At 59.3% G+C, this 11,220-nt stretch carries 9 protein-coding genes; 3 read left to right on the top strand and 6 right to left on the bottom strand.

The features are described 5' to 3' along the window. Positions 1-249 precede the first annotated feature (249 nt). The 3 genes from BGIM_RS52480 to BGIM_RS0126225 form a co-directional block, all read right to left on the bottom strand. On the bottom strand, positions 250-948 hold the full coding sequence (locus tag BGIM_RS52480; protein ID WP_157369434.1) for a ribosomal protein L7/L12: 699 nt from the start codon (positions 946-948) through the stop codon (positions 250-252). A 64-nt stretch (positions 949-1,012) separates the two neighbouring features. Continuing rightward, positions 1,013-1,342 (bottom strand): hypothetical protein, encoded by a 330-nt coding sequence (locus tag BGIM_RS52475; protein WP_020472679.1) that lies wholly within the window; start codon positions 1,340-1,342, stop codon positions 1,013-1,015. 614 nt (positions 1,343-1,956) lie between these two features. Continuing rightward, positions 1,957-2,310 (bottom strand): hypothetical protein, encoded by a 354-nt coding sequence (locus BGIM_RS0126225; RefSeq protein WP_020472677.1) that lies wholly within the window; start codon positions 2,308-2,310, stop codon positions 1,957-1,959. Between the two features lie 508 nt (positions 2,311-2,818). Between BGIM_RS0126225 and pstS the strand changes: the two genes are divergently transcribed. The 3 genes from pstS (at position 2,819) to BGIM_RS0126205 (ending at position 7,201) form a co-directional block, all read left to right on the top strand. Then, a complete protein-coding gene (gene pstS, locus BGIM_RS61545; RefSeq protein WP_162136291.1) occupies positions 2,819-5,251 on the top strand; it encodes a phosphate ABC transporter substrate-binding protein PstS in 2,433 nt (810 codons plus the stop codon). Positions 5,252-5,762: 511 nt separating this feature from the next. Continuing rightward, positions 5,763-6,686 carry a DUF1559 domain-containing protein gene (locus tag BGIM_RS52465; protein WP_020472674.1) on the top strand — a complete coding sequence of 308 codons (924 nt, stop codon included), beginning with the start codon at positions 5,763-5,765 and terminating at the stop codon, positions 6,684-6,686. Positions 6,687-7,021: 335 nt separating this feature from the next. Next, complete coding sequence (locus BGIM_RS0126205) at positions 7,022-7,201, top strand: hypothetical protein (RefSeq protein ID WP_020472673.1); 180 nt, start codon at positions 7,022-7,024, stop codon at positions 7,199-7,201. Between the two features lie 206 nt (positions 7,202-7,407). On the opposite strand, the gene BGIM_RS52460 is transcribed toward BGIM_RS0126205, so the two are convergent. From BGIM_RS52460 to BGIM_RS0126185, 3 genes are all read right to left on the bottom strand, one after another. After that, a complete protein-coding gene (locus tag BGIM_RS52460) occupies positions 7,408-8,433 on the bottom strand; it encodes a transglutaminase family protein (protein ID WP_020472671.1) in 1,026 nt (341 codons plus the stop codon). 174 nt (positions 8,434-8,607) lie between these two features. Next, a complete protein-coding gene (locus BGIM_RS0126190) occupies positions 8,608-9,576 on the bottom strand; it encodes an alpha-E domain-containing protein (RefSeq protein WP_020472670.1) in 969 nt (322 codons plus the stop codon). Positions 9,577-9,652: 76 nt separating this feature from the next. After that, entirely contained in the window at positions 9,653-11,122 is a 1,470-nt protein-coding gene (locus BGIM_RS0126185) for a circularly permuted type 2 ATP-grasp protein (protein WP_020472669.1), read from the bottom strand. Positions 11,123-11,220: the final 98 nt, after the last annotated feature.

Below are 11,220 nucleotides of genomic sequence, written 5' to 3'. Positions count from 1 at the left end.
TTGGCCTCGGCTGCGACGAGTGCCGCCGTCGTGACCGGCGGGCGGGGACGGATGGGCGGCGCCTGCTCATAGTCGGCCGTTGGCTCGCGGCGGATGCGCTCTCGGAACCGCTCGATGAGGGCTTCGACCATCGGTGCGCCTCCTTTGCCAAACGCCAGAATTCAGGGGCCGGGGCCAAGATGGCTGGCGCCACATTACGACGACTGAGGTCTCCGGTCACCTGCAACGCTTTGTTCGGCGTCCTCCTCGCTACGATACCCACAGACTACAAGTTTCCCCGAGTTCCCAACCCGTGGACATTGCCTCAAACAGAAGGAAACCTCCCCAACCACACAATGGCCCGCCGTAGTAACTCAGGTACACCAGCGCCACGCTCCGATCTGATGCAAATCCCACGCGCGACAGGCCAAACACACCCCCATGTTCGAGCGGATCGGCGAGCAGCCGCTCGGAGTAGAGCTGGTAGCCATTCACAACCTCAAAGTGTTTCTCCAGACGCACCGCCTCCGCATTCTTCCGAAGAAAGTCCTCCATGAGATCGGGCTGGCTTTGCCAGCGCGAGCGAAGGGGGCCATTTCGGTCCCCGGCGCTTTGGGTGTCTCGATCCGTTATCGTGAGATCCGCGAAGGTGGTCACGCCGGCGTCCCATCGAAATAAGGGGGTGCGGCACACGGCGCTGTAGACATGATACTCGGTCTCCGTAACTCTCCCCGCTGGTGCTCGGTCCAGCCCAAGGAGTCGAACCTCAAGAGAACATCCGAGTCGGCGGAACTCCTTGAAGAGATCGTCCGTCTGATCGGCGTGGCCTTCATGGAGGAGAGCCATGCCAGAGTCTACCAGGTTCTTCGCCTCGGCAAGCGACACCCCGAGGAGTTGACGCACGCGCAGGATTACAGGGCCGCGGTTATCACCGGGGTGAGTGAGGAACAGCCCACGAGCAAAAGACACAAGCCTCTCCTCTGCCGCCGAACCCCCAAACTCAGCCGCCGGGGCACAGCGGCCCAAACCCATGTTACGACGGCTGAAGTCCCCGGTCGGCTGCAACGCCTTGTTCGGCCTCCACCACCCACGCCAAATTGACCGCCCGACACGCCGGACACACGCACGCACCTGAAGTGGTCAGCCGCATGCCGCACGCATGACACGTCGCAGCCATTGGGCAGGCATGGGCCAACAGTTCGGCCGCCGCCACCCACCCCATATCAGTTCGCTCTCGGACCTGACGGGCAGCCGTTGGGATCGATCCGGCCGAGCGGAGGCCACCCAGCCAGCGCAAGAACCACGGCTCGAACCGATCCACAGTCAACGCCTTGCCGCAGTGGGCACAGTCGATGATCCACACGATGCCCTCCGCGTCTCAGTCTTCCAATGCCGAACGCCAAAACTGAGTCGCCGGGGCGCGGCGGCTCAAACCAATCTCACGACGGCCGAGGTCCCCGGTCACCTGCAACGTTTGGTTCGGCGCGAACCTCTACACACCAGTCTTATCCGGCTTTGAACCTCCAATGGCATCGAGGGCTGTGGTCAACTGCTCGAGGGCATTACTCGCGGACTTCGCTGCCGCTTTGTGAGTATCAATCGTTTTCCTGAAAGACTCGACCCGATCCCGAAGGATCACTAACTCCGCAAGCAAACCTTCAGTAATCTCCGCAGTCGTGAATCGTTCTTCACACACAAGGCAATGGCGAACTCGGCGGAACCAGCAGATGTCGGGATGATCTGTGCGTTGCCACCGCTGGCCATAGTCGCCAGTATAGTCTTTCGCATCGTGATACTCTGCGACTTTGCAGGTGCGGATGTCCTTGCAAGTGGGGCAGTATAGTTGCGTGCCGCCGGATCGAGACATCTGCGAATCCTCTTCTCTTGCCGAACGACCGAGCTCAGCAGCGGTTGCTGAAGCAATGGCCCTGGGAATACCTACGTGCCCCCGCCGTCTGCTACAGTGCCTAGTTCGGCCTACTTGGGTTCCATCCTGCCTGCGGTGTTCTGCACGCCAACCTTTCCAGGGGGGATAGGCACCATGCGGCCATCGCTGCCCTGCAAACCTAGCCAGCCGGCCGCGATCGACACCATCCGACCGTCGTTGCCCTGCAAACCGAGTGAGCCGCTAGGTATCGCGACCATGCGACCGTCGTCGCCCTGCAATCCCAGCGATCCCTTGGGGATGGCGACCATGCGGCCGTCGTTGCCTTGCAAACCGAGGCCGTCTGGAGGTATTGGCACCATGTGGCCATCATTCCCTTGTAAGCCAAGCCAGCCATCAGGGATGGCGACTTCAACCCCATCATTGCCATGAAGTTTCAACGGCATTCAATCGTCCTCCTCGCTGCCGAACAGTGATTAGACCAACTCGCCGGGATACGCACCCCAACCCACCAGTTGGCCTATTTCGGTCGCCGTCGGCTGGTTTAGGCGATGGCTGAACAGCCGTCAGCGTAACCGTCACCTTGGTTGGTGTCAAACATCAAACTCGCCAGTTGGCCTGGCCAGCCTTTGACGCCTCCACTCGGAAATCGCGAAGGGGACGTGCGAGTCTTGGACGGAATCAATTCCGTCTAATTCCGGCGGCTTCTATGTGTTTGGCCATGCCAGCCTGCGCCGACAGATCAACCGACGGGCATGCCGCCGTCTGACACATTGCGGCCGCGGGCCGAGGCCGCCGGTGTTCCGAAGCACGGCTTCAGAAAATTAGAACTTCATCATTTCTTTATCTCATTCAACGGGTAGTTTATGTGTTCGCGTATTAGGATAACCCGATTGCCGCGATTTCGCGGACTCTCCCGGATGCCGTTGCACAATGGCGGAAATTCCGTCCCTGATGTCCCTCCGTTCCCTCATCGAACGAAGCGGCCTGCTCTCCGCCCAGGCGCTGGCCCCCTACTTTGGCGGCCCCGCTTCCGGGGATTCGGCCGCGTCGGACGAGGCCGCCGCCGAGCGCCTTGTCCGGGACGGCCTGCTCACTCCCTATCAATCCCGGCAGTTGTTCAAGGGCCATTTCGACGAGTTTTTCATCAACGGCAAGTACAAAATGCTCGGCCTGATCGGGGCCGGGGGCATGGGCAAGGTGTTCCTGTGCGAGCATCTGCTTCTCACCCGTCTCGTGGCGATCAAGATGTTGCAGACCGGGGAATCTTCCTCCTCGGCCTCGGCGGTCGAGCGGTTCTATCGGGAGGGGCGGGCCGTCGCCGCGCTGGATCACCCGAACATTGTCCGCGTGTTCGACATTGACCGCATCGGGTCGAATCCGTTCATGGTGCTGGAATACGTGGACGGCTCCAACCTCCACGACGTGGTCGCCCGCGCGGGCGCCCTCCCGGCCGACCGGGCGGCGAATTACATCCGGCAGGTGGCCGCCGGTCTGGCCCAGGCCCACACGGCCGGGCTGATCCACCGGGACGTGAAACCCGGCAACATTCTGCTGGACCGGTCCGGCGCGGTGAAGTTGCTGGACCTTGGATTGGCAAGATTCTCCAAGGACACCGCCCGGAACGAGTCCATCACCGACCGCTTTGACCAGCACATGGTGATCGGTACGGCCGACTTCATGGCCCCCGAACAGGCCAACGGCCGTTCCCCGGCGGACGCCCGGTCGGACATCTATTCACTCGGCTGCACTTTCTATTTCCTGCTGACCGGCCGTGTTCCGTTTCCCGAGGGAACGGCTGTTCAAAAGCTCTTTCTGCACCAAACATGCGCCCCGGAGCCGATCAGCGAACTGTGTCCGCGACTGCCGGCTGAAATCTCGCAAATCATCGACCGCATGATCGACAAAGACCCGGACGACCGTTATCAGACGGCCGGGGAAGTGATCGCGGCCCTGACCCCGTGGACGGCCAGTCCCGTTCCTCCCCCCGCCGCCAACGAAATGCCGGGTGTGGCCGCGTCCTATTACAAATTGGGGCTTTCGCCCAGGGACGAATCCTCGGGCCAGTTTGTCACCCCCAAGCCGTTGTCCTCGATGGAGACGGAGCGCCAGGTCGCTCCCCGTCGTTGGGCCGAACCCGTGGAACAAGCGACGGCCGCCTCCGATTATCTGGCCACCCCCTCCCCTGGAACCGGCGCCAAGACGGCCCCGGCCACCGCCGCGATCCCGCCCGCCAAACAGACATCATGGCTGTTACTCAGCCTGGCCACAGCCGCCATTCTGATGTGCATGTTCGTGATCTGGCAACAATCCCAAAATCACCACAACCCGGCTCCGACGACCAAGGGCGAACCCGGCCTGGCGCCGGACACCCCGATAACGCCCCAGCCGCAGGCCGGCCCGTTTGCGGGCGTCATTCTAAACGCGGGGGGATCGACCTTTGTGAATCCCGTCCTCTCCCGGTGGACGGGCGTCTATGAAAAGTCGCGAGGGGTTCGCATTGATTATCAGCCCGTCGGCTCCGGCAAAGGGGTCACGGGAATGACGGATCGCGTCTTCCTGTTCGGCTGCACCGACGCCCCGATGACCGACGGCCAACTCGCGGCGGTCGGCAAATCCGGGGGAGCGGTGATTCACATCCCGCTGGTGATGGGGGCGGTCGTTCCCGCGTACAACCTGCCGGGCGTCGACGAACAATTGATGTTCACCGGCCCGATTCTCGCGGACATTTATCTCGGCAAGATCACCCGCTGGAACGACCCCGCCATCGTGGCCAACAACCCCGGCGTGAAACTCCCCGACATGCCGATCCAAGTGGTTCGCAGATCCGACTCCAGCGGAACCACGCACATCTGGACCGACTATCTCGCCAAGGTGAGCGCCGAATGGCGGGACAAACACGGCGTCGGCACCGAGGTCCGCTTTCCCGTCGGCCAGGAGGCCAAGGGAAACAACGGCATCACCGGGGTCATCAGCCGGAACATCGGCTCGCTGGGGTATGTGGAACTCACTTATGCCATGCAGAACAATCTGCGATATGGGAAGGTGAAGAATCGCGAGGGAAGTTTTGTGAATCCGTCGCTGGAGAGCGTGACGGCGGCCTGTTCCTCGTCGCTGACAAAGATCCCGGCCGATCTTCGCTACAGCCTCACGGACGCGCCGGGGGAAGAATCCTACCCGATCGCCGGAACCGCATGGGCGGTGTTGTTCGTCGACCAGACCGGAAACGCCTCAGGACGGGAACTGATCGATTTGCTGAGATGGGCGACCCACGAGGGGCAATCTTACGCCCGCGAATTGAAATACGCCCCGCTGCCGCCGGAATTGGTGCCTCTCATTGACGGGAAATTGAATTCGGTGCGACTGGCGCCGACAAAGGGGAAGTGAACATCCGGCCGACAGAACCGACTCGCCCCGTGACATGAGCATTTTTCACGTCAAACATCAAAATCATTCTCACATCAATCGGCCACCGACCGCCAAATCTGTCGAGTCAGGCGAATTGTGTTGCCTTGCATGCCCCAAAACCAATCACTTCCTGACATCATCTAATCAAAAAAATTATTAATTATCAACTGATCGTCTGTTCCGCCATACATGACCTCTTGTCAAGGGTCTTTATCTTGAGAACAGCACGCACAAGCATTTATTTGTGATAACAAAAGCAGCATCTCCGCCCGATATTATTGCATTTCCATTGTCAGAGAACGATATGCCATCTTTTATTTTTCACATAAAACCCTCATAAAACACGGGGAGTTCCAACAAATCCTCAAAAAAATCCCCTGATGGCGCGTGGTGTGCATTTTGTGAAACCAGCCTTTCTTTTCTTGCTTTTCTTTCTCATTTTTGTCCGCGATCCTTGGTTGCGGATTTCGATCCAAAGGATGATCTTTTCATGATTTGTTTTCGCACCACCCCTCGTCGGGGTTTTACGCTCATTGAATTGCTGGTGGTGATTGCCATTATCGCCATCTTGATCGGTCTATTGCTGCCCGCCGTCCAGAAGATTCGCGAGGCGGCGAACCGGATGAAATGCCAAAACAATCTCAAGCAGATTGGCCTGGCCATCCACAATCATGAATCCACCGTGTCTTACTTTCCTCCGGGACAGTGGAACAGCGCGGCCAACGCATGGCCCGCACCCAACACATCATTTGCGGGTGACAGCGGAAGCGGAATGATTGGCGCGTTGCCCTTCTTGATGCCCTATTTGGAACAACAAGCCATCTATAACGGTTTTCAAACGGGTTGTTTTGCCTCGCCCCCCACGGCCGTTTGGCAGTATGTTCCCAGCACGGCCCAAGCGAAAGTCTCGACGTTGCTCTGCCCGTCGGACAACCTGGCCACCGGTCAGGCCGGCGAGCTGTACTTGATCGCTTACGCCCAAGGCGGACTTTCGGGCTGGAGCACTTTTGGATCCGGCACCGGTTTTGGACCGACGAACTACGCCGCCAGCGCGGGCTATGTGGCCAACATGCCCAATTATGCCACCGAAGTTGGCGCGTTTGCCATCAACACCAAGACGACAATCGCATCGATCACGGACGGCACGAGCAACACCGTTGCGTACGGCGAATCGCTGGGCGGCTCCAAGACGTCGCGCTCTTTCGTTCCCACTTGGGCCAGCGGATTTATGCTGCCTTCATTCACGGGCCTCACGGATTCTCCGACGCAATACACGTTCGGAAGCAAGCATACCAACGTCATTAACTTCGCATTCTGCGATGGTTCTGTTCGCAGCCTGGCCCCTTCCGCGAATGCTTCTGTGTTCCGCGCCGCCTCGACCATCTCCAAGGGAGAAACATTTACCTTTAATTAAATGTTGGTCAAACCGAGTCAACGCGAAGTTTAGGTTTCACGAATTCAACGTTCTTTGTCAAATTCCGCAATGAAACGAATCTTTCAACTTCCAGATTTCGTGTTGACGCGACGACGGACCGTTTGCTGATGATTGACAAGTCGCGTTATCCATTTCGTTGAACGAACGTACAAAAAAATAGCCTCATTCCGGCCGGAACATCAATGGGGGATATCCCCCGTTGATCGGCTTTTTGACAGCCGGAAACTCCCGGTCGTTTTGTCGCATTCGGGCTTTTGTTCAACATGCGAAATGTTCGCATGTGTTTCTGTCGCCTTTTTTAATTGAAAGCTTACATGAAGAATGTCTTTGTGTTTACGATGTTCGCGGCGGTGATGGCAGGCGCCATTGGTTGCAGTGAAAAAGCGACTGTGACAATGCCAACAGCGACTGGCGAGCCCAAGCTGGTCGGCGATACTAAATCCAATGGCACTGTGACACAGGAGAAGGCCGTCGCCCCGGCTCCGGGCAAATAGAACCTTGATCGCCAAGTTCGACTGATGCACTTTTCTCCGGGCATCAGTTTGTGATGCACCCGCGCATCTCCGAATTTGCCGAGTTTTATGACATCGTCGGAAGGGGCGGGGCCTCAATAAAGTCCGTGCAACAGAAGGAGCCGGGTCATTCGACCCGGCTCCTTCTGTTGACGGACTTTGGATGAATGACTTTGAAAGCCTCGCCATTACTGCTGTTGCTGTTGTTGCTGTTGTTGCTGCCGCACATCCATCTGGTTCTGATGCTGGAAGTCGAGTTGCTGTTGTTGCTGCTGCTCCATCTCCAGCACATTGGACGGGGCGTAGATCCCCTCGCGGGAGACCAGCGCCCGCAGGGGGACTTTCAGGGGGGCCAGTTGTTCGTGCCAGGCCAGCGGCGGGGCGCGGTCAAGCTGGCGGCTTTCCACCCGCACGGATATCTTCTGGTTCGCCCCGCCCCGGTAAATTCCCTTGTTCGGCGGCACGTCCGTGAAGTCCCGGCCGATGGCCACGCGGACGAAGTGATCGTTCACGATGGTGTTGTTGGTCGGGTCCACGCCCACCCAGCCGAGCGTCGGCAGCCAGATTTCCACCCACGCATGGCTCTGCGATTCCTTCCCCGGCCGGTGGATATAGCCGCTGACATAGCGGGCGGGGAGGCCGAAGGACCGCAGGATGGCGATCATCAGGTGGGCGAAGTCCTGGCAGACGCCCATGCCGTGCGTCAGCACGTCGTCAATCGGGGAACTGGCGGCCGTCACCGCCGGGGCGTATTTGTATTTCGTTTTGATGTAAGCGGAGATCGTCGCCACCAGTTCGCCGAGATTGTCGCCTTCTTTCGGCGCCAGTTCGTTCAGGGCGGGCTTGAGCAAATCCGTCGGCCGGACCGGGCCGTGGAAGGAGGAAAACGCGATCGCCTCCAGCGGCAATTCGTCCTCGGACAAAGGGAACCTGGCCGGGCAACTGGCGAGGTCGATGCCGCGAGGATGCGTCTCCACCACGCTGGCCGAGAGGATGGTGACCACCTGATGCGGCGGCAGGATGTTGATGTGATGCACCCGGTTGCCGAACCCGTCCTGATAACGGTGCGTCTCGACGTTCGGGCTGATTCGCAAGTGGAACGACCGGCAACTCTGATGGGCGTCGCTCGTCGGCTCCATGCGAAGTTCGGTGAACGCTTCCGACACGGCCGACGGGTATTCCACCCGGGTTTCATGCTGAATTTCAAGGATCATCTGATCTCCGCCCGCCGGGGGTTGATCGTGAGAGCTTCGGGGACAAGGGCGCTTCGCAAGGATGAGGGATGAAGGATGAAGGATGAAAGGAAAAACCCGGATACGAGGCGAGCCACGACGCCATCAATCAGGTTTGTTCTTCCTTTCATCCTTCATCCCTCATCCCTCATCCTTTCAAACAGAGTACATCTCCTGCAACGCGAGGCTGGCCTCGGTGCATCGGTCAAGCAGATCGGTCAGGAAAATATGGAGGCCGTCGGTGGTGGCGGCGAGGGCGTTGAGGTCCGCGTAGCGCAGGTCGCTGAGGGCCTTGCCGAGCAACCGCTCGCACTTGCTTTCCGTCCGGCGTCTCGACAACCCTTCGCCGTACATATCGGCGAGGGATTTCAACGCGGCCTCCAGGCAGAACCTCGCGGAGCGGGGCACGCCGGGATTCAACAACAACAGATCCAGCACCCGGCCCGGTTCCACCCGGCCGACGTGCATTCGCTGGTAGGCATGATACCCGGCGCAACACCGCAACACGCCGGCCCAGTGCAAATTCGCCAGCGGCAAATCGGCCGGGTCGGTCAGTTCTCGCAACAGTTCGTTGTGGACATCCACAAACCGCACGGTGATGAAGAAGCGTTCCAGAAACTTGCCAAGCTGGATGAACTGCCAGCCCTCGTCGTGGGCCATCAGGGCGTCGCACATGCCCTGCACCGCATGGCTTCCCTCCTCGACCGCCCCGTAATATTCGCTCGGCGACTCGGTGGCCCGTTTCTTGAAGTCCTCGTCCCGCAACTGCCAGTAGAGCTTGTTCAGTTCCTTCCATACCTCGTTGGGGATGCTTCCCCGCACGCCGCGGGCGTTCGCCCGCGACCGGGTCACGCAAGAGCTGATGCTGTGGGGATTGTTCCCGTCGAAGGTGAACCACTGCATCAGGGCATCGCGCCGGCTTGAGTCCGGATAACGTTCGACCACGCTCGCCGGTTGCTGCATGGCGTTGAGCAAGCCCATCCAGTGCAGGTCATAGCTTCCGGGAACGACAGCGCTCAGGTCGAGTTCCAGGTTAAAGCTGACATCGAGCATGCGCGCGACATGCTCCGACCGTTCGATGTAACGGCTCATCCAGAACAAGGCATCGGCAACGCGGCTCAACATACGGCGACAATTTCCGGTAGAGAGGTATCTGGATTTTTCGCGGGGTGCCTGCGGCCGGGGAAACGGCGTGACGCCGTTATTCCTCGGCCAGCACCCAAGTGTCCTTGCTTCCGCCCCCTTGCGAGGAGTTCACCACCAGCGACCCCTTCGGCAGGGCCACGCGGGTGAGGGCGCCGGGCACGATGGTGATCTTTTCGCCGCACAGGATGAACGGCCGGAGATCGACGTGCCGGCCTTCGATCTTGCCGTCCACGAACGTCGGGTGCGTGGAAAGCTGGATCGTCGGCTGGGCGATGTAGTCTCGCGGGTTGGCCAGAATCGCGGCCCGGAATTCCTCCCGCTGGGCGGCGGTGGAATGCGGCCCGATCAACATGCCATAACCGCCGGACTCGTTGACGCACTTCACGACAAGTTTGTCAAGATTCTTGAGGACGTGGTCGCGTTGCGAGGGAACAAGCGGCCGATAGGTTTCCACATTCGGCAAGATCGGGTCTTGCTTGAGATAATACTTGATCATGTCCGGGACGAAGGGATAAATCCCCTTGTCGTCCGCGATGCCGGTGCCGATGCCGTTGGCCAGCGCGATATTCCCGGCCCGGTAAGCGTTCACCAGACCCGGCACGCCGAGGATGCTTTCGGAACGGAAAGTGACCGGGTCGATGAAGTCATCGTCGATCCGGCGGTAGATCACGTCCACGCGGGTGAGCCCCCGGGTCGTTCGCATGAACACCCGGTTGTTGTCGATCACCAGATCGCGCCCTTCCACCAGTTCGATGCCCATCCGCTGGGCAAGAAAACTATGCTCGAAGTACGCCGAGTTGAAGATGCCGGGACTAAGCAATACGCAAGTTGTGTCCGCGTGACGTACCGGAGAAATGTATCGAAGCACGTCGAGCAGGGCGGCCGGGTAATCGTCGGTGGTGCGGACATCATATCCCTCGAACAATTGCGGAAACACTCGCTTCAACACTTGTCTGTTGGTGAGCATGTAGCTCACGCCAGAGGGCGTCCGGCCGTTGTCTTCCAACACGCAATAGGTGCCGTCGGCCGCCCGAATCAGGTCCGACCCGCACACATGGATGTAAATATCCCTGGGAACCTTCGCCCCGACGAACTCTCGCCGGAAATACGTTCCCTCGAAGATCAGCCGGGGGTCGATCAGCTTGTCCCGGAGAATCTTTTGGTCGTTATAAATGTCCTTGAGGAAGAGGTTCAGGGCTTCAAGTCGTTGCACCAGCCCGCGTTCAATATGAGCCCATTCCTTGGCGGGAATGATCCGCGGGATCGGGTCCATCGGCCAGATCCGCTCGATGCCCTCTTCCTGCCGGTAGACCGTGAAGCCCACGCCATCTTGCAGCATGGAGAGATCGGTCATCCCCTTGCGACGGCGAAACTCCTCCGGACTCAAGGAAGCGAGCTTGCGGAAAAGCGGCTCATAATGCGGCCGAACCGTGTGGTCGCGTTCAAACATCTCGTCGAACGCCAATCCCAAGGGGTATCCGGCGAGCAAATCAGACTTCACGGGACTATTGGAGAGAGAAATCATGTTAGCTGCCTACTATTGCAGCACTTTCTTCACGTTTTCTAGGCAATACGGCATTCCATCATGCCGAATCAATCGCCAGCGAGATCAGTGCAATTCCC

Source organism: Zavarzinella formosa DSM 19928, assembly GCF_000255705.1.
GTDB classification, from domain to species: Bacteria; Planctomycetota; Planctomycetia; order Gemmatales; family Gemmataceae; genus Zavarzinella; species Zavarzinella formosa.
Note: the sequence above shows the minus strand (reverse complement) of the source record. Positions and strands in the feature narration are given on the sequence as shown.